General features: G+C 65.6%; 23 protein-coding genes and 1 pseudogene. 1 reads left to right on the plus strand and 23 read right to left on the minus strand.

Annotated features, from left to right (window positions below; all coding sequences use genetic code 11):
• Positions 1 to 2 precede the first annotated feature (2 nt).
• From nuoK to epsC, 19 genes and pseudogenes are all read right to left on the minus strand, one after another.
• Complete coding sequence (gene nuoK / locus ACM608_RS09920) at positions 3 to 308, minus strand: NADH-quinone oxidoreductase subunit NuoK (protein ID WP_419683066.1); 306 nt, start codon at positions 306 to 308, stop codon at positions 3 to 5.
• On the minus strand, positions 305 to 916 hold the full coding sequence (locus ACM608_RS09925; RefSeq protein WP_419683067.1) for an NADH-quinone oxidoreductase subunit J: 612 nt from the start codon (positions 914 to 916) through the stop codon (positions 305 to 307). Before ACM608_RS09925 ends, nuoK begins: the two co-directional genes overlap by 4 nt.
• 33 nt (positions 917 to 949) lie before the next feature.
• Positions 950 to 1,435: an NADH-quinone oxidoreductase subunit NuoI gene (gene nuoI, locus ACM608_RS09930; RefSeq protein ID WP_419683068.1), complete on the minus strand. Its 486-nt coding sequence runs from the start codon at positions 1,433 to 1,435 to the stop codon at positions 950 to 952.
• Entirely contained in the window at positions 1,432 to 2,481 is a 1,050-nt protein-coding gene (gene nuoH / locus ACM608_RS09935) for an NADH-quinone oxidoreductase subunit NuoH (protein WP_419683070.1), read from the minus strand. Before nuoH ends, nuoI begins: the two co-directional genes overlap by 4 nt.
• Before the next feature lie 109 nt (positions 2,482 to 2,590).
• Positions 2,591 to 4,597, minus strand: a complete 2,007-nt coding sequence (nuoG, locus tag ACM608_RS09940; RefSeq protein WP_419683071.1) for an NADH-quinone oxidoreductase subunit NuoG — start codon at positions 4,595 to 4,597, stop codon at positions 2,591 to 2,593.
• 3 nt (positions 4,598 to 4,600) lie between these two features.
• Positions 4,601 to 5,893: an NADH-quinone oxidoreductase subunit NuoF gene (gene nuoF / locus ACM608_RS09945; RefSeq protein ID WP_419683072.1), complete on the minus strand. Its 1,293-nt coding sequence runs from the start codon at positions 5,891 to 5,893 to the stop codon at positions 4,601 to 4,603.
• The gene (locus ACM608_RS09950) at positions 5,893 to 6,120 is read right to left on the minus strand and encodes a hypothetical protein (protein WP_419683073.1); all 228 of its coding nucleotides are present in this window, start codon (positions 6,118 to 6,120) and stop codon (positions 5,893 to 5,895) included. Before ACM608_RS09950 ends, nuoF begins: the two co-directional genes overlap by 1 nt.
• Positions 6,117 to 6,788 (minus strand): complex I 24 kDa subunit family protein, encoded by a 672-nt coding sequence (locus ACM608_RS09955; protein WP_419683074.1) that lies wholly within the window; start codon positions 6,786 to 6,788, stop codon positions 6,117 to 6,119. The genes ACM608_RS09950 and ACM608_RS09955 overlap by 4 nt, the downstream gene beginning before the upstream one ends.
• Positions 6,781 to 7,035, minus strand: a complete 255-nt coding sequence (locus tag ACM608_RS09960; RefSeq protein WP_419683075.1) for a hypothetical protein — start codon at positions 7,033 to 7,035, stop codon at positions 6,781 to 6,783. The genes ACM608_RS09955 and ACM608_RS09960 overlap by 8 nt, the downstream gene beginning before the upstream one ends.
• Entirely contained in the window at positions 7,035 to 7,322 is a 288-nt protein-coding gene (locus ACM608_RS09965) for a hypothetical protein (protein ID WP_419683076.1), read from the minus strand. The genes ACM608_RS09960 and ACM608_RS09965 overlap by 1 nt, the downstream gene beginning before the upstream one ends.
• Positions 7,319 to 7,651, minus strand: coding sequence for a nuclear transport factor 2 family protein (locus tag ACM608_RS09970; RefSeq protein ID WP_419683077.1), 333 nt, complete (start codon positions 7,649 to 7,651; stop codon positions 7,319 to 7,321). Before ACM608_RS09970 ends, ACM608_RS09965 begins: the two co-directional genes overlap by 4 nt.
• Positions 7,648 to 8,883 carry an NADH-quinone oxidoreductase subunit D gene (locus ACM608_RS09975; protein ID WP_419683078.1) on the minus strand — a complete coding sequence of 412 codons (1,236 nt, stop codon included), beginning with the start codon at positions 8,881 to 8,883 and terminating at the stop codon, positions 7,648 to 7,650. The genes ACM608_RS09970 and ACM608_RS09975 overlap by 4 nt, the downstream gene beginning before the upstream one ends.
• Positions 8,883 to 9,551 (minus strand): annotated as a pseudogene (locus ACM608_RS09980) (NADH-quinone oxidoreductase subunit C); the annotation flags it as partial. The gene ACM608_RS09975 and the pseudogene ACM608_RS09980, both read right to left, overlap by 1 nt.
• Before the next feature lies 1 nt (position 9,552).
• Positions 9,553 to 10,110, minus strand: a complete 558-nt coding sequence (locus ACM608_RS09985; protein WP_419683079.1) for a NuoB/complex I 20 kDa subunit family protein — start codon at positions 10,108 to 10,110, stop codon at positions 9,553 to 9,555.
• Positions 10,101 to 10,478 carry an NADH-quinone oxidoreductase subunit A gene (locus ACM608_RS09990; RefSeq protein ID WP_419683080.1) on the minus strand — a complete coding sequence of 126 codons (378 nt, stop codon included), beginning with the start codon at positions 10,476 to 10,478 and terminating at the stop codon, positions 10,101 to 10,103. The genes ACM608_RS09985 and ACM608_RS09990 overlap by 10 nt, the downstream gene beginning before the upstream one ends.
• A gap of 116 nt (positions 10,479 to 10,594) precedes the next feature.
• Complete coding sequence (locus tag ACM608_RS09995) at positions 10,595 to 11,041, minus strand: histidine kinase (RefSeq protein ID WP_419683081.1); 447 nt, start codon at positions 11,039 to 11,041, stop codon at positions 10,595 to 10,597.
• A gap of 37 nt (positions 11,042 to 11,078) precedes the next feature.
• Positions 11,079 to 11,729: a squalene/phytoene synthase family protein gene (locus ACM608_RS10000; protein ID WP_419685161.1), complete on the minus strand. Its 651-nt coding sequence runs from the start codon at positions 11,727 to 11,729 to the stop codon at positions 11,079 to 11,081.
• A complete protein-coding gene (locus ACM608_RS10005) occupies positions 11,729 to 12,064 on the minus strand; it encodes a DUF2794 domain-containing protein (protein ID WP_419683082.1) in 336 nt (111 codons plus the stop codon). The genes ACM608_RS10000 and ACM608_RS10005 overlap by 1 nt, the downstream gene beginning before the upstream one ends.
• On the minus strand, positions 12,064 to 12,804 hold the full coding sequence (epsC, locus tag ACM608_RS10010; protein WP_419683083.1) for a serine O-acetyltransferase EpsC: 741 nt from the start codon (positions 12,802 to 12,804) through the stop codon (positions 12,064 to 12,066). The genes ACM608_RS10005 and epsC overlap by 1 nt, the downstream gene beginning before the upstream one ends.
• Positions 12,805 to 12,901: 97 nt before the next feature.
• Between epsC and ACM608_RS10015 the strand changes: the two genes are divergently transcribed.
• Positions 12,902 to 13,801, plus strand: a complete 900-nt coding sequence (locus ACM608_RS10015; protein ID WP_419683084.1) for a hydrogen peroxide-inducible genes activator — start codon at positions 12,902 to 12,904, stop codon at positions 13,799 to 13,801.
• Positions 13,802 to 13,806: 5 nt separating this feature from the next.
• Here the strand turns inward: ACM608_RS10015 and ACM608_RS10020 are convergent, their stop codons facing one another.
• Genes ACM608_RS10020 through ACM608_RS10035 form a run of 4 tightly spaced genes read right to left on the minus strand, consistent with a single transcriptional unit; the run spans position 13,807 to position 15,699 of the window.
• The gene (locus tag ACM608_RS10020; protein WP_419683085.1) at positions 13,807 to 14,244 is read right to left on the minus strand and encodes a molybdenum cofactor biosynthesis protein MoaE; all 438 of its coding nucleotides are present in this window, start codon (positions 14,242 to 14,244) and stop codon (positions 13,807 to 13,809) included.
• Positions 14,241 to 14,492, minus strand: coding sequence for a molybdopterin converting factor subunit 1 (gene moaD, locus ACM608_RS10025; RefSeq protein WP_419683086.1), 252 nt, complete (start codon positions 14,490 to 14,492; stop codon positions 14,241 to 14,243). The genes ACM608_RS10020 and moaD overlap by 4 nt, the downstream gene beginning before the upstream one ends.
• A 5-nt stretch (positions 14,493 to 14,497) precedes the next feature.
• Entirely contained in the window at positions 14,498 to 15,067 is a 570-nt protein-coding gene (pgsA, locus tag ACM608_RS10030) for a CDP-diacylglycerol--glycerol-3-phosphate 3-phosphatidyltransferase (protein ID WP_419683087.1), read from the minus strand.
• Between the two features lie 11 nt (positions 15,068 to 15,078).
• Positions 15,079 to 15,699 (minus strand): phosphatase PAP2 family protein, encoded by a 621-nt coding sequence (locus tag ACM608_RS10035; protein ID WP_419683088.1) that lies wholly within the window; start codon positions 15,697 to 15,699, stop codon positions 15,079 to 15,081.
• Between the last annotated feature and the right edge of the window lie 103 nt (positions 15,700 to 15,802).

Here is a 15,802-nt window from a genome sequence, read left to right on the forward strand (position 1 = left end):
GATTACCCCTTCATCCGGTTGATGTCGTCGACCGCGATGGTGCCGCGACCGCGAAAGTAGATGACAAGGATTGCAAGGCCGATCGCCGCCTCGCCCGCCGCGACCGTCAGCACGAACATCGCGAACACCTGGCCCACGAGGTCGTGGAGATAGGCCGAGAAGGCGACGAAGTTGATGTTTACGCTCAACAGGATCAGCTCGATCGCCATCAATATGATGATGACGTTCTTCCGGTTGAGGAAGATGCCGAGCACACCGAGCACGAAGAGGATCGCGGAGACGGTTAGGTAGTGCTGAAGTCCGATCACAGCTCGACCCCCTGCCCGACCGGCTGGTCGATATTGCGCGTGGCGTCTTCAGGCCGACGCTGGTTCTGCTTGGCGATGCGCTGGCCGCGGGTGCCCCCGCGCGCACGGTGCGTCAGCACGATCGCGCCGATCATGGCGACGAGGAGGACGAGGCCCGCCGCCTCGAAGATGAAGAGGTAGCGGGTGTAGAGCAAAGCCCCCAACGCCTGGATGTTCGGCACCGCCGCCGGCATCGGCCCCGCGCGGGTCGCAAGCTCGACGCTGCCCGCTGACCAAGCGGCGACCGCAAAGATGATCTCCGCCACCAGAACAAGTGCGATCAGGATGCCGAGCGGCATGTAGCGCGCGAAGCCGGCGCGCAGCTCCGCGAAGTCGACGTCCAGCATCATGACGACGAACAGGAACAGCACCGCGACCGCGCCGACATAGACGATGACGAGCAGCATCGCGATGAACTCGGCCCCGCAAAGCAGCATCAGCCCCGCCGCATTGAAGAAGGCGAGGATCAGCCAGAGCACCGAATGCACCGGATTGCGCGCCGTGATCGTGAGGGTCGCGGACGCGATCACCACGATGGCGAAGAGGTAGAAGGCGATCGTCTGGATCACGGTTTTCTGTCGGTCCCCGAGGTGCTGCGCGGATTAGCGGTAGGGTGCGTCGGTCGCAAGGTTCGCGGCAATGGCGCGCTCCCAGCGGTCGCCGTTCGCGAGCAGCTTCGACTTGTCGTAGATCAGCTCCTCGCGCGTTTCGGTCGAGAACTCGAAATTGGGCCCCTCGACGATCGCGTCCACCGGGCACGCCTCCTGACAGAAGCCGCAATAGATGCACTTCGTCATGTCGATGTCGTAGCGCGTGGTGCGGCGGCTGCCGTCGTCGCGCGGTTCGGCCTCGATAGTGATCGCCTGCGCGGGGCACACCGCCTCGCACAATTTGCACGCGATGCACCGCTCCTCGCCGTTCGGATAACGGCGGAGCGCATGCTCGCCACGGAAGCGCGGCGAGATCGGGTTCTTCTCGTAAGGGTAGTTGATCGTGGCCTTGGGCTTGAAGAAGTACCTCAAGGTCAGCGCGTGCGCCTTCACGAACTCCCAGAGGGTGAAGGACTTGATGTAGTAGGCGAGGCTCATGCGAGGCCTCCATAGCGGGTGAGCATCAGATAGCCCGAGACGACGAAGACCCAGAGCAGCGAGAATGGCAGGAACACCTTCCACCCCAGCCGCATCAGCTGATCATAGCGATACCTCGGCACGGTTGCCTTCACCCAGGAGAAGACGAAGAAGAAGGCGAAGATCTTGATGAACAACCAGATGATGCCCGGCACGACATAGAGCGGCGCCCAGTCGACCGGCGGCAGCCAGCCGCCCCAGAAGAGCGTGGCGTTGAGCGCGCACATCAGGAGCACGTTGCCATATTCGCCGAGCCAGAAGAGCGCGAAGCTCATCGAGGAATATTCGGTCTGGTAGCCGGCGACGAGTTCGCTCTCCGCCTCGGTCAGGTCGAAGGGCGCGCGCTGCGTTTCCGCCATCGAGGAGATCAGGAACATCACCGCCATCGGGAACAGCAGCGGGTTCAGGCCGAAGCCGTTGATGATCCCGAGGATATGTCCCTTCTGCGCGAGGACGATGCCGCCCATGTTGAAGGTGCCGGCCCAGAGCACGACCGAGATCAGCACGAAGCCGATCGACACCTCATAGCTCACCATCTGCGCGGCGGCGCGGATTGCGGAGAAGAACGGGTATTTCGAGTTCGACGCCCAGCCGGCGAGGATGATGCCGTAGACGCCGAGCGACGAGGCCGCGAGGATGTAGAGGAGCCCGACGTTGATGTTCGCCAGCGCCATGCCCGCGCCGAACGGAATCACCGCCCATGTGATCAGCGCTACCGTGAAGGTGATGATCGGGGCGATGATGAAGAGCCCCCGGTTCGCGGCCGACGGGATGATCGTTTCCTGCAGGAACACCTTGAGGCCGTCCGCGAAGGACTGGAGCAGGCCGAAGGGACCGACCACGTTCGGACCCCGGCGCAGCGCCATCGCCGCCCAGACCTTGCGATCGACATAGATGATCATCGCCACCGCCAGCATCAGCGGCAGCGCGATCAGCAGGATCAGGATCAGCGTGGCGAGGAACCAGCCGAAACCGTAGCCGAGATAGTCTTGGAAGAACGCGGTCATGCACGCACCTTCTTCGTCATCCTAGCCAAGGCTGGGATCGCGCGCGGCAAGCGCGCGCTGATATCCCGAACGATGCCAGCCTTCGCTGGCATGACAGATCTGTGGTCGATCACTCCGCCGCCTCCAGAAACGCTTCTCCATGGAGCAGCTCGGCCGAGCAACGCTGCATCGTCTCGCTGGCGCGGGCGATCGGGTTGGTGAGGTAGAAGTCGGCGATCGGATAGGTGATCTCGCCGGATGCGGCCGTGTCGAGCGCGGGTGGTGCCCAGTCAAAGCCGGCGAGTTCGCCGATGCGGCCGAGCGCGGGCACTTCGGCTTCCATCGCGACGCGGAGCTGGTCGAGGCTGTCGAAGCCCAAGCGAACACCCAGCACGTCCGAGAGGGCACGGAAGATCGCCCAATCCTCGCGCGCGTCGCCCGGCGGGAACACCGCGCGGTCGCCGCGCTGCACCCGGCCCTCCAGGTTCACATAGGTGCCGCTCTTCTCGGTATAGGCCGCAGCGGGGAGGATGATGTCGGCCATCGCCGCACCCTTATCGCCGTGATGGCCGACATAGACCTTGGTCGCACCCGCCAGCTTGTCCGCCGCGACCTCGTCCGCGCCGAGCAGGAAGACGAGCTTCGGCGCCGCGGCGACGATGTCTGCCATCCCCTTCGCCTGCGCATAGCCGAGCATCAGCCCGCCGGTTCGTGCGGCGGTGAAGTGCAGCGCGTTGTACCCGTTCCAGCCGTCCTTGATCAGGCCGAGCGTCTCGGCGAGGCCGAGCGTCGCACCGTGCGCACCCGCCTTGAAGCCGCCGCCACCCAGGATCAGCGCCGGACGCACGGCCTTACCGAACGCGTCGGTCACCACCTGAGGCAGGTTCGACAAGAGGCTGAGATCGTTGCCGAGCCAAGTGACCGGATAGGTCAGGTCGACCTCCGGTCCGACCGCGAACACCTTGGCGCCGCGCTTCACCGCCTTGCGGATGCGCGTGTTGACCAGCGGCGCTTCCCAGCGGACGTTGGCACCCACCAGCAGCACGACGTCGGCGGTCTCGATGCCGGCAATGGTCGTGTTGAAGTTCACCGCCGCCAGGCTGCTGACGTCGTAATCCATGCCGGTCTGACGCCCTTCCAGGAGCGTCGAGCCGAGGTTCGCCAGCAGCGCCTTGGCGGCATACATCGTCTCGCAATCGACCAGATCGCCCGCGATCGCCGCCACCGACGGTCCGGCGTTCACCGCCCGGATGGCCTCGAACGCCTCGCCCCAGCTCACCGCCTCCAGCTTGCCGTTACGACGAACATAGGGCTTGTCCAGACGGCGGCGCACCAGCCCATCGACGGCATGGCGGGTCTTGTCCGACGCCCATTCCTCGTTGACCAGCTCGTTCACGCGAGGAAGCGCGCGGAGCACCTGAGGGCCCCGGCTGTCGAGGCGGATGTTGGTGCCGACCGCGTCCATCACATCGATGGCGAAGGTCTTCTTCAGCTCCCATGGCCGCGCCTCGAAGGCGTAGGGCTTGGAGGTGAGCGCACCCACCGGGCAGAGATCGACCACATTGCCGGAGAGTTCGGACGTCACCGCCTTCTCCAAATAAGTCGTGATCTGCATGTTCTCGCCACGGAACAACGCGCCGATCTCCTCGACGCCCGCCACTTCCTCGGCAAAGCGGACGCAGCGCGTGCACTGGATGCAGCGCGTCATCTGCGTCTTGACGATCGGCCCCATGTATTTCTCGGTGACCGCGCGCTTGTTCTCGTCATAGCGCGAATGGCCGCGGCCATAGGCGACGGACTGGTCCTGCAGGTCGCATTCGCCGCCCTGATCGCAGATCGGGCAATCCAGCGGGTGGTTGATGAGGAGGAACTCCATCACCCCTTCCCGCGCCTTTTTCACCATCTCGGTGGTGGTGAAGATCTCCTGATTCTCGGCGGCGGGCAGCGCGCAGGACGCCTGAGGCTTCGGCGGCCCCGGCTTCACCTCGACAAGGCACATGCGGCAATTGCCGGCGATCGACAGCCGCTCATGATAGCAGAAGCGCGGGATCTCCCTCCCCGCCGCCTCGCATGCCTGAAGCACGGTGGCGCCGGCGGGCACCTCGACTTCGACCCCGTCTACCTTGACCTTAGGCATCGCTTACTCCGCCGCCTGCAGTTCAGGGGCATTACGTTCGTTGATGCGCCGCTCAAGCTCCGGGCGGAAGTGGCGGATCAGGCCCTGAATCGGCCAGGCGGCCGCGTCGCCGAGCGCGCAGATGGTGTGGCCCTCGACCTGCTTGGTCACCTGCTGGAGCATGTCGATCTCCTCGATCGCGGCATTGCCCTCGCGCAGGCGCTCCATAACGCGCCACATCCAGCCGGTGCCCTCGCGGCACGGCGTACACTGGCCGCAGCTCTCATGCTTGTAGAAGTACGACAGGCGGCTGATCGCGCGGACGATGTCGGTGGACTTGTCCATGACGATCACGGCGGCGGTGCCGAGGCCGGAGCCGACCGCGCGCAGGCCATCAAAGTCCATCGCGACGTTGCGGATCTGATCGCCGGGTACCAGCGGAACCGACGAGCCGCCGGGGATGACGGCGAGGAGGTTGTCCCAGCCGCCGCGAATGCCGCCGCAATGCTTCTCGATCAGCTCCTCGAACGAGATGCTCATCGCCTCTTCCACGACGCAGGGCTTGTTCACATGGCCGCTTATCTGGAAGAGCTTGGTGCCCCGATTGTTCTCGTTGCCGAAGCTGGAGAACCAGGCCGCACCGCGCCGCAGGATCGTCGGGGCAACCGCGATGCTTTCGACATTGTTGACGGTGGTCGGGCAACCGAAGAGGCCGACGCCAGCCGGGAACGGCGGCTTCAGGCGCGGCTGGCCCTTCTTGCCCTCCAGGCTTTCCAGCATCGCGGTCTCTTCGCCGCAAATGTAGGCACCGGCACCGCGATGGACGAAGACGTCGTAATCGTAGCCGGAACCGCACGCATTCTTGCCGAGGAAGCCTCTGTCGTAGGCCTGCTGCACGGCCGCGAAGAGTGTCTCCGCTTCCCGGATATACTCGCCACGGATGTAGATGTACGCCGCCCGCGCACCCATCGCGAAGCCGGCGACCAGAGCGCCCTCGATCAGCTTGTGCGGATCGTGGCGGATGATCTCGCGGTCCTTGCAGGAACCTGGCTCGGATTCGTCGGCGTTGATGACCAGGAAGCTCGGCTTACCCGGCTTATTCTCCTTGGGCATGAACGACCATTTCATGCCGGTCGGAAAGCCCGCCCCGCCACGGCCGCGCAGGCCGGAGTCCTTGATCGTCTGGATGATCGCGTCGCGGCCGAGCGCCAGCAGATCCTTCGTATTGTCCCAGTCGCCGCGCATGATCGCGCCGTCTACGCCCCAATCCTGGTAGCCGTAGACGTTGGTGAAGATGCGGTCCTTGTCAGCGAGCATCACAGTGCATCCGTGAGGTCTAAGCGGCGCTCGACACGCGCAAGCCGCTCGTCAAAGCGATCAAGTCGAGCGTTCATTCCTGAGACAGCAATCATCACACCGCCCATATGCTCGTCGAGCGCGGTGACGCGCGTCTTCAATTCACGCAGATCACCTTCGAGATTGTCAAAGCGCGCGTTCATGCGGCGAAGCTGTTCAAGCACGAGGTTTTCGACGTTCCCGCTCACGCCCACTCACCCCGATAGTCGTGGTTCTCGTTCACCATCGCGGTCAGCGTAGTCGGGCCACCCAGCGGCTCGACGGTGTGGCGACCCGGCTCCTGCGTGCCGGTCTTCGGGCTCTCGCCCCGCGCCAGGGCGTCGAGGATCGCGGTGGTGCGGTCGAAGTCGAGATCTTCGAAATTGTCGTCGTTGATCTGGACCATCGGGGCCGACGCGCAATTGCCCATGCACTCGACCTCGGTCAGCGTGAACAGGCCGTCGGGCGTGGTGCCGCCCTTCTTCAGCCCCTTCGCCTTGCATGCCGCCATCACCTCGTCCGACCCGCGCAACATGCAGGGTGTCGTGCCGCAGACCTGGACGTGGAAGCGGCCGACCGGTGCCATGTTGTACATGGTGTAGAAGGACACGACCTCCAGCGCGCGGATATAGGGCATGTTCACCTGTTCCGCGACGAACTCGATGACCGGGATCGGCAGCCACCCTTGCGTGTTCGTCTCCGCGCCCACCTGACGCTGGGCAAGGTCGAGGAGCGGCATCACCGCCGAATGCTCGCGCCCCTTGGGGTAGCGGGCGAGGACCACCTTGGCCTGCTCGGCATTCGCGTCCGTCCAGGCGAAATTGCCCCAGCGTGCGCGGGTCTCCGCCTCGTCGGGGATCTGCACGGCATCAGCCATTGTTCTGCCTTCGCGCGCGTACCCAAGCCACCGTCTGCACCACCATGTCGATCACGAACAAGCCCAAGAGGATGAGGACCGGCGCCTCCAGCGGCTCCACCGCCCAGGGCCGCACATTATCGCGAAACTCGGGCGAAAGCAGCATCAGGATGCCGAACAGCACCCACATCACCACGATGCCCTGCAACGGGCGGAAGCGATCGTCGAGGCCCTTGAAGCCACGCCAGAGCGAACCGGTGATCCGCATCAGTAGACCCGCTGGCAATTGTCGGCCCGCCCCTCGGCCGTCGTGCGCACGGCACAGCGGACGAGGATCGGCGAAGAGGAGGACGGCAGCTTGCCCTGCAGGAACAGCACCTCGGACGCGCAGCTCGCGACCGGCCCGTCGGCGCAACGCCCGGTCAGCGGCGAGGCAGCCTGCACGGTAAAGCCGTACTGCAGCAGTTGCTGAAGGCTATAGCCCTCCTGTGCGGCGGCGAGGGCGGGCATCGCCAGCAGCGCAGCGGCGGCGGTCGCGATCCGGCCTGCGGTCACTTCACGAACTCCACGCGCTCGATCAGCTCGTTCTCGAACGAGTAGATCGAGACAACCTCAAACGGTGCGGTTTCGGGCGAGCGGCACACTTCTTCGTGCAGGACGACGTAATCGCCCAGCTCATAGCTTGCCTTGATGTCCGCCCGGTTCTCGGGAAACTGCGCGAACATCGCCTTCAGGCCGGCGCGCACGCCCTCCCGCCCTTCGCGCAGCACATCGCCGCGATAGCCCGCCTCGCTTCCCTGCTCGGTGAACATGGCCGCATAGGCGTCGGCATCCTGCGCGTTGTAGAGCGCGATCAGCTTCTCGACCGTCGCGAGCTTGCTCACCGGTCGCACTCCCCGAACACGATGTCCATCGCGCCCAGGACGGCGGTGACGTCGGCGAGCATGTGGCCCTTCATCATGAAGTCCATCGCCTGCAGGTGGCTGAAGGCGGTCGGGCGGATCTTGCAGCGATAGGGTTTGTTGCTGCCGTCCGACACCAGGTACACGCCGAACTCGCCCTTGGGGCTCTCGGTCGCGACGTAGACGTCGCCGGCGGGGACATGGAAGCCCTCGGTATAGAGCTTGAAGTGATGGATCAGCGCTTCCATCAACTGCTTCATCTCGCCGCGCTTGGGCGGGACGACCTTGCGGTCGAAGCTGGCGACGGGACCCTCCGGCATCTCGGCGAGGCACTGTTTCATGATGCGGGCGGACTGCCGCACCTCCTCGACGCGGACCATGAACCGGTCGTAGCAGTCGCCGCTGGTGCCGACGGGCACGTCGAACTGCATGCGGTCGTAGACATCGTAGGGCTGCGACTTGCGGATGTCCCATGGGATGCCCGAGCCGCGGATCATCGGGCCGGAGAAGCCCCATTTCACCGCATCGTCCTTGCTCACCACGCCGATGTCGACATTGCGCTGCTTGAAGATGCGGTTGTCGGCGACGAGGCTGATCGCATCCTCGAAAAGGCGCGGCAGGCGATTATCCAGCCAATCGCCGATGTCGGTGAGCAGCTTCAGCGGCACGTCCTGATGGATGCCGCCGGGCCGGAAGAACGCCGCGTGCATCCGCGCGCCGGACGCCCGCTCGTAGAAGTTCATGCAGTCTTCGCGGATCTCGAACAACCACAGGTTCGGCGTCATCGCCCCGACGTCCATGACGTGCGAACCGAGGTTCAGCATGTGGTTCTTGATGCGCGTCAGCTCGGCAAAGAATACGCGAAGGTACTGCGCGCGCAGCGGCACTTCGAGGCCGAGCAGCTTTTCGACCGCGAGCACGTAGCTGTGCTCCATGCACATCGGCGAGCAGTAATCGAGCCGGTCGAAATAGGGCAGCGCCTGCAGATAGGTCTTGTACTCGATCAGCTTCTCGGTGCCGCGATGCAGCAGGCCAACATGCGGATCGACCCGCTCCACGATCTCGCCGTCCAGTTCCATGACGAGGCGCAGCACGCCGTGCGCCGCCGGATGCTGCGGGCCGAAGTTGATCGTGTAGTTCTGGATCTCCGTGTCGCCCGCGCTCACCGCGCTGTCCGGCGTCAGGGTCTCGTAGGTGTCGGCGAGGTCGGTCACTTCTTCACCTCATCCGCCTTGAGCGGGGTGGGCGCGCCCGGCGCCTGGGGCACGGCCTTCTCGTCGCCCGGCAGGACGTACTCGGCGCCCTCCCAGGGACTCGTGAAATCAAACTGGCGGAAATCCTGCGCGAGCCGCACGGGTTCGTAGACCACGCGTTTATGCTCTTCGGAATAGCGCAGCTCGGTATAGCCGGTCAGCGGGAAGTCCTTGCGCTGCGGATGCCCCTTGAATCCGTAGTCGGTCAGGATGCGACGCAGGTCGGTGTTGCCCGAGAAGAGCACGCCGTACATGTCGAACACCTCCCGCTCCAGCCAGCCGGCGACCGGCCAAATCGCGGTGACCGACGGCACCGGCTTGGTATCGTCCGTGCGGACATGGACGCGGATGCGGTGGTTGCGGGTCAGCGAGAGAAGGCAATAAACCACCTCGAACCGCTCCGCCCCGCGATCGGGATAATCGACGCCCGCGATCTCCATCAGCTGCTGGAAAGCGAGGCCGGGCGTGTCGCGCAGCAGGATCATCGCCTCGTACAGCGCCTCGCGCTCCACGAACAACGCCACCTCGCCGACATGCTCGACCGCGTCGATCAGCGTGGGCCCAAGCGCCGCGCGCGCCGCCTCGATCACGCCCTCGTTCGAGGCGAACTTCGGATGCGGGCTGCCCATCTTAGCGCTCGATCGTCCCGACGCGGCGGATCTTCCGCTGCAGCTGCATGATCCCGTACAGCAGCGCCTCGGCCGTCGGTGGACAGCCGGGGACGTAGATGTCCACCGGCACGATCCGGTCGCATCCGCGAACGACGCTGTAGCTGTAATGGTAATAGCCGCCGCCATTGGCACAGCTGCCCATCGAAATGACGTATTTCGGCTCCGACATCTGGTCGTAGACGCGGCGGAGCGCGGGGGCCATCTTGTTGCAGAGCGTGCCGGCGACGATCATCACGTCCGACTGGCGCGGGGAAGCGCGCGGCGCGGCGCCGAAGCGTTCCAGGTCATAGCGCGGCATGTTGACGTGGATCATCTCCACCGCGCAGCAGGCGAGGCCGAATGTCATCCACCAGAGCGACCCGGTGCGCGCCCACTGGAACAGCTCCTCGGTCGAGGTGACGAGGAAGCCCTTGTCGGCGATCTCGGCATTGATCCCGGCGGCGAAGGCGGGATCGGGATGGGTGGGCACGTTCTCCGTCGGGAACGGATCGGTGCGCGGATCGAGCATTACTCCCATTCCAGCGCTCCCTTCTTCCAGGCGTAGACATAGCCGAGCGCCAGTTCGGCGAGGAACACCATCATCGATGCCCAGCCGGTCCAGCCGATCTCCCGCAGGCTGACCGCCCAGGGGAACAGGAACGCCGCCTCAAGATCGAAGATGATGAAGAGGATAGCGACGAGGTAGAAGCGCACATCGAACTGCGCGCGGCTATCCTCGAACGCCGGGAAACCGCACTCATATTCGGCGAGCTTGGCCGGATCGGGCTTCGCCGCGCCGGTGAAGCGAGCGGCGATCATCGGGAGCACCACGAAGGCGCTCGACAGGACCAGCGCGACCCCAAGAAACAGCAGGATCGGCAGGTACTGGGAAAGGTCGACAGCCAAGGGCTTTCTCGCAGCTGCGAAAGGACAGGATCGGTGGGGCTTCTAGGACTCCCGAACGCGCCGGGCAAGGGTTCGACCCGGTGAGAATGAATCGCAAAACCCGCCTTTCCTGGGCGTTACTCCTCGCTGCCCTTCTCGGGGCAGGCGCAGCGTGGGGCCGACTTGCGCTCTACCTTCGTCGTCGCAAACTCCTCCGGCACCAGCGCGCCATTCTTGTCGCCATCCGCCTTGGCGAACTTGGCGGTAGTCTTGATCGCCCATTCCTCGAAGGTCAGGCGTCCGTCGCCGTTCACGTCGAGCTTGGCGAAGGCCTTGCGGCGGCTGGCGAGGTACTCCTCGGACGTGACCTTGCCGTCCTCATCCTTGTCGTAGCGGCCGAAACGACGCTCCTCCCGGCTCTTCGCGTCGGCCTCGGGCGGCGCAGGCAATTCGCCGCTTTCTCCCACGATCGCGGCAGGTGCGGCGGGGATCGCATCGGCGGCGGACAACCCGCTCTTCCACAGGAAGAACACGCCCGTCACCAGCATCAGCGCGGCAACCGCTCCTGCGGCAAATCTCCACATCGCCCGTCCCCCTCAAGGAGCGACTATCCGCCGGAGGTCACAGCCCGGTCAAGCCGTGCCAGGCGAGCCGCAGCACCTGTCGCGGACTGCCGCGCCCTCGGCCAACAAGGTCCTCCTCGGCGACAATGGACAGAGCGGACAGCGGGCGAAGCTGGTGCGGCAGGCGGCGCTTATCGGAGACGCCCGCCATGCGCCGGGCGGTTGCCTTCGCCCCCGCATCGCTCAGCCGGCGCACAAGATCGGCGCAGGCCCAGCGACGGCCCACCTCATCTACCGTCAGTTCGGGGCGGCCGAGAACACGTGCGGAAAGCGCGAACAGCCGCCCGCCCCGCTCCACAGCATGACGCACGATCTCCGCCTCACCCGGCGGGTCGGCCTCCAGCAGAGCGTACCAACCATCCTCCATTGCGGCGAGATCAGCCCCGGCGATGCCGAGCGGGAGGACTTGGCGGGCGAGCGCCTGCAACAGCGGCTGCGCCGGCGGCTCGGACGTATCGAGCGTGGTCAGCGCCTCCCGCCACCAGGCGAGCCGCATCGCACCGATCCCCGCCTCCCGCGTACTCGCAAGCACGCGGCCGAACTGCTCGTCGACCGCCCAGAGTGCGTGGAGCCCTGCCCGCGCCCGCCGAGGCGCATAGGTCAGCGCCAGCTGTCGTTCAGGATCGGCGAGCGACGGAAGGGAGGTGATTAGTCGACCACCTTCAGCAGGCGACGCTCGACCGGGGCCAGGATCGGCCCCAGCTCATGCCCGCGCTTCAGGATGAAGCCGCTCTCGTTGAGTAGCGCCCACATGCCCTGCCGGTTGCGCAGGGCCGGCCGCTTCTCGATCCGGTACTCCGGCCGCTCCGCCGCGCGGCGAAAGCAGGAAAAGATCGCGGCATCACGCCCGAGGTCGATGGCATAGTCCTTGAACAGCCCCGCCGCGACCATGCGGCCGTAGAGGTCGAGAATGCGCGACAATTCGGGGCGGTCGAAGGCTACCTGACTGCCTGCCGCGGCCGGAAACGGCGTGACGACACCCATCAGGCCCGATCACGCTCCGAAATGGAGAACAGGTCGCGCCTTGCGGCCGCGGCATCCCGCTCGCGCACCAGTTCCTCGACACGGCGGCGCAATGCCTCGATCTCCGCGACCAGTCCGTCGAGCTTCTGCACCTGCGGCTCGCAAGCCTTCTCGTTGCACACGGCATAGGGCGCGAAAGGCTTTTGATACTCCTCGACATCGACCAGGGTCGCCTTGGCGGGAATGCCGACCATCACCGCGCCCTCGGGCACGTCCCTGGTGACGACGGCATTCGCCCCCACCCGCGCCCGCGCGCCGACCGTGATCGGACCGAGGATGTTCGCGCCCGAGCCGAGGATCACCCCATCGCAGATGGTCGGGTGCCGCTTGCCCGGATTTCCATCGGCAGGGTTGGTGCCCCCCAATGTGACATGCTGGTAGATCGTGACGTCGTCACCGATCTCCGCCGTCTCGCCGATCACCACGAAGCCGTGGTCGATGAAGAAATTGCGTCCGATCTTCGCACCCGGATGGATGTCGATGGCGGTGAACAGGCGGGAGAAGTGGTTCACGAAGCGTGCAAGGAAGAACAGCTCCGCCACGAACAGCCAGTGCGCGACACGATGAAGTGCTAGGGCGAGCACGCCCGGATAGAGCAGGATCTCCCAGCGGGAGCGCGGCGCGGGATCGCGGCGCTTCACCGAATCGAGATAATCAACGAGCGCGTCGAGCAATGCCGCCTCCGGAACCGATCCGCGCATTTAAGAGTGATCGGTATGAAATGCCAGATGCCTGGAATACTGGAAAACTTGCCGCTCAATCGATAAGTAGCGCCGTGTTGATAGATCGAGGCGATGAGTGACCACCTTCCTGCCCACGCTCAAGCAGCTCCAGTACCTTGTCGCCCTTTCGGAATACGGCCATTTCGGAAAGGCGGCGGACGCCTGCTTCGTCACCCAGTCCACTCTCTCGGCGGGCCTGCGTGAGCTTGAGTCGCTGCTCGGCCTGACCTTAGTCGAGCGTACCCGCCGCGTCGTCCGCTTCACACCCTTGGGCGAGAAGATCGCCGCCAAGGCACGCCGCGTTCTGCGGGAGGCAGACGAACTGGCGAGCATGGCGCGCGCAGCGGGGCAGCCCCTCTCCGGTGACCTGCGCATGGGGGTCATCCCGACGATCGCCCCGTTCCTGCTGCCGAAGATCCTACCCCGCCTCCGCGCCGACTGGCCCGACCTCAAGCTGTACCTGCGCGAGGAGACGTCGCCGCTCGCCTGCGACTCGCTCCATCGCGGTCATGTCGACTGCGTCCTCCTCGCCCTCCCCTACCAATGCGGCGACGTGGAGAAGGCGGAGCTGTTCGACGACCATCTCTTCCTTGCTTTCCGGGACGAGAGCGGTGCGGCGCGCGGTCCGGCGATCCGGGCGGAGGACATCGACGAGAGTCAGCTCCTCCTGCTGGAGGACGGCCACTGCCTGAAAGACCATGTGCTGGCCGCCTGCAACCGGCCGGAGATCCGCGCCGAGGCGACGATGCTCGGCACCTCGCTCCACACCCTGGTGCAGATGGTCGACAACGGCCTTGGCGTCACCATGCTGCCGCAGATGGCGCTGGATGCCGACATCCTCGCCAACACCCAGGTGAAGGCGCGCCCACTGGCGGCGGATCATCCCTCCCGCAAGATCGCGCTGGTGTGGCGCAAGGGCTCGCCGCGCGAACGCGAGTTCCGGCTGCTTGGGGACGCGCTGATGTCGGCGATGTAGTTCGCCTAAGCGGACCACCGCGCGGCGGCGGCATCGTCCGCCGCCCGCGCCTCTACCCAGCCCTCACGGCCATCGGCGAAGCGCTGATGCTTCCAGAACGGCGCCTCGGTCTTCAGCTTGTCGATCAGGAAGGCGCAGGCCTCCAGTGCGGCAGCCCTGTGGGCCGAGGCGGTTCCGACGAAGACGATCCGCTCGCCCGGCACCATGGGACCAACCCGGTGAACGATGATCACATCCAACAAGGGCCAGCGCGACCGCGCCTGCCGCTCCAGCATAGCCAGCGCCTTCTCGGTCATCGCGGCATAATGGTCGAGCCGTAGTTCCAAGAGACCATCGTCGCCGCGCACGATCCCGGTAAAGCTCGCCACCGCACCGCCGCCCGCCCTCTCCAGCACGGCGATCAGCGCGCCGCTGTCGAAGTCTTCCGAACCGACGCGGATCATCCGCCTGTCACCGGCGGGAACAAGGCGACCTCCCGCGCGCTGGCGATCGGCGCTTCGAAGTTCGCGAACACCTGATCCACCGCCCCACGCAACCGCCCGCGATCGGCAAGGGCGCGGGCGTGAGCCTCGCTCCGACCGCTCAGCCAATCGACCAGATCGCCGAGCGTCCCAACCCCGGCCGGCGGCGAGACCTCCTCCTCGTCTACTCCGACAGCATCGCGCACGGCGGCGAAGTAGAGAACCCGCATGGCCGTCAATCCATGTGCTTGAGGCCGACGCGCAGATAATCCCAGCCCGTCACCAGCGTCAGCGCCGCCGCCGCCCACAGGCTGAACAGCCCGACGCCGCGCACCCAATAATGCTCCGGCACCCAGCCCGACAGGATGATCGCGCCCAGCGACACCAGCTGGAACGCAGTCTTCCATTTCGCGAGCTTGCTGACCGGCACGGAAACCGACAGCTGCGCCAGGAACTCGCGCAGGCCGGACACCGCGATCTCGCGCAGCAGGATGATCAGCGCCGCTACGACATGCCATCCGGCGATCAGCGGCTCCGCCTCTCGCACGCCCGGCATCGAAATCAGCATGACGATAGCCGCCGCCACCATGATCTTGTCGGCGATGGGATCGAGGAAGACGCCCAGCTTCGACACCGCACCCTGCGCGCGGGCGAGATAGCCATCGAAATAATCGGTGATCCCCATCAGCACGTAGAGGCCGAAGGCAATTGCGTAGTGCCAAGGCTCCGGCTTCCACAACAGGAACACCAAAAGCGGCACCGCGAAGATGCGCGAGAGGGTGAGGATGTTGGGGAGCGTCAGCATGAACGCCGACCCTAGCCGGGTTCCGCCCCCCTTTGAAGGGCAAGCCGCCGCACCGATGCGGAAAAGGCGAGATCGACCGCAGCCTCGGCGATCCGGCCGATGATCCCGCCGGCGATCACGTCAGTCGGGTAGTGCGCGCCACGCGGAACCTGCACGGCCGCGACCGCGCGGGCCGCCGCCAATGCCGCCGCCTGATGCTCCGGATATTCACGGCCGAAGGCGCGCGCCGTCGCCATCGCGCTCGCCGTATGGCCGGAGGGAAATGAGGTGCGCATATGGTCGTCGCTGTCCTTGCCTCGCGCGAGTTCGTAGCGGCCCTCTTCCACCAGCACCTGGGGGCGGGTGCGATCGACCGCCTTCTTCACAACCGTTTTCATCAGCGTCGCGGCTCCATGTGCGGCGAGCATGCGGATACCAGCGCGGATCAGCCGCGGCTTGCCCGCAACGGCACCCGCCACGATCACCGCACCGCAGATCGCGGCGAGCGGCGGCTGGTCGGCGAGTTCGCTCACACTTCCCAGACCACGCACGACGGGATGGTCGCGGTACGCCGTCGCGGTCTTCGCCGCCTTCACATCGGCTTCCTCGATCGGGGTACGCTTCTGCTTCGTGCGCTTCTTGTGCTTGGCCATGGGAGGGTAACCGGCCAGGTGGGTTCGGGTTTCCCGCTCGACAGAATCTCACAACGTCGTTCGGCTGAGCCTGTCGAAGCCCCAGCGTGACGGTCGCACTGGC

It is taken from the genome of Sphingomonas sp. ID0503 (assembly GCF_048565625.1).
Taxonomy (GTDB): domain Bacteria; phylum Pseudomonadota; class Alphaproteobacteria; order Sphingomonadales; family Sphingomonadaceae; genus JBLZUR01.

Excerpts from the sequence above, each read along its gene's own strand:
- nuoI (WP_419683068.1), bottom strand. The coding sequence starts at position 1,435 with ATGAGCCTCGCCTACTACATCAAGTCCTTCACCCTCTGGGAGTTCGTG.
- nuoH (WP_419683070.1), bottom strand. The coding sequence starts at position 2,481 with ATGACCGCGTTCTTCCAAGACTATCTCGGCTACGGTTTCGGCTGGTTC.
- nuoG (WP_419683071.1), bottom strand. The coding sequence starts at position 4,597 with ATGCCTAAGGTCAAGGTAGACGGGGTCGAAGTCGAGGTGCCCGCCGGC.
- nuoF (WP_419683072.1), bottom strand. The coding sequence starts at position 5,893 with ATGCTCGCTGACAAGGACCGCATCTTCACCAACGTCTACGGCTACCAG.
- ACM608_RS09955 (WP_419683074.1), bottom strand. The coding sequence starts at position 6,788 with ATGGCTGATGCCGTGCAGATCCCCGACGAGGCGGAGACCCGCGCACGC.
- ACM608_RS09960 (WP_419683075.1), bottom strand. The coding sequence starts at position 7,035 with ATGCGGATCACCGGTTCGCTCTGGCGTGGCTTCAAGGGCCTCGACGAT.
- ACM608_RS09985 (WP_419683079.1), bottom strand. The coding sequence starts at position 10,110 with ATGGGAGTAATGCTCGATCCGCGCACCGATCCGTTCCCGACGGAGAAC.
- ACM608_RS09995 (WP_419683081.1), bottom strand. The coding sequence starts at position 11,041 with ATGTGGAGATTTGCCGCAGGAGCGGTTGCCGCGCTGATGCTGGTGACG.
- ACM608_RS10005 (WP_419683082.1), bottom strand. The coding sequence starts at position 12,064 with ATGGGTGTCGTCACGCCGTTTCCGGCCGCGGCAGGCAGTCAGGTAGCC.
- epsC (WP_419683083.1), bottom strand. The coding sequence starts at position 12,804 with ATGCGCGGATCGGTTCCGGAGGCGGCATTGCTCGACGCGCTCGTTGAT.
- ACM608_RS10020 (WP_419683085.1), bottom strand. The coding sequence starts at position 14,244 with ATGATCCGCGTCGGTTCGGAAGACTTCGACAGCGGCGCGCTGATCGCC.
- moaD (WP_419683086.1), bottom strand. The coding sequence starts at position 14,492 with ATGCGGGTTCTCTACTTCGCCGCCGTGCGCGATGCTGTCGGAGTAGAC.
- pgsA (WP_419683087.1), bottom strand. The coding sequence starts at position 15,067 with ATGCTGACGCTCCCCAACATCCTCACCCTCTCGCGCATCTTCGCGGTG.
- ACM608_RS10035 (WP_419683088.1), bottom strand. The coding sequence starts at position 15,699 with ATGGCCAAGCACAAGAAGCGCACGAAGCAGAAGCGTACCCCGATCGAG.